This is a genomic window from Oleiphilus sp. HI0128 (genome assembly GCF_001635365.1).
This window is the reverse complement of the sequence record NZ_LWGG01000424.1, coordinates 1-523: the sequence shown is the minus strand read 5'-3', so window position 1 is coordinate 523 and position 523 is coordinate 1. Positions and strand designations below refer to the sequence as shown.

Below are 523 nucleotides of genomic sequence, written 5' to 3'. Positions count from 1 at the left end.
GCATCGCTGGCGAACTATACATCGGTGGTGACGGTTTGACCTTAGGCTATAACAATCGTGACGAATTAACCCGGAAGGTCTTTATTCCAAACCCCTTTGGAGACGGCCAACTCTATCGCACCGGTGATAAAGTACGCTACACCCACGACGGCACCCTTACGTATATGGGACGACTGGATCAGCAAGTCAAAGTACGCGGCTACCGAATAGAACTGGGTGAAATTGAGACGCTTATGCGCCAACACGACGCCATTGACGACTGCGCCTTAAGCGTACGAGAAGTCCGTGCCGGCGATACGCGGCTCATCGCTTATGTTGTATGGAAGAATAGCCCGATTAGTCTCAGTGAACTTCGTGAGCACCTGCGACAGCAATTGCCCCCTTACATGGTGCCGCAGCACCTTGAAGCACTCGGGGAGTTACCACGCACCCTTAACAACAAGCTTGATCGAAAGGCTTTAGAAAGCCTCCCTTTATCAGAATCAAGCTCGTTAGGCAAAGAAGAAGTACGGGCCGCTACTAC

At 51.6% G+C, this 523-nt stretch carries 1 pseudogene; it reads left to right on the top strand.

The features are described from left to right. A pseudogene (locus A3763_RS05225) lies at positions 1-523 on the top strand (AMP-binding protein); the annotation flags it as partial.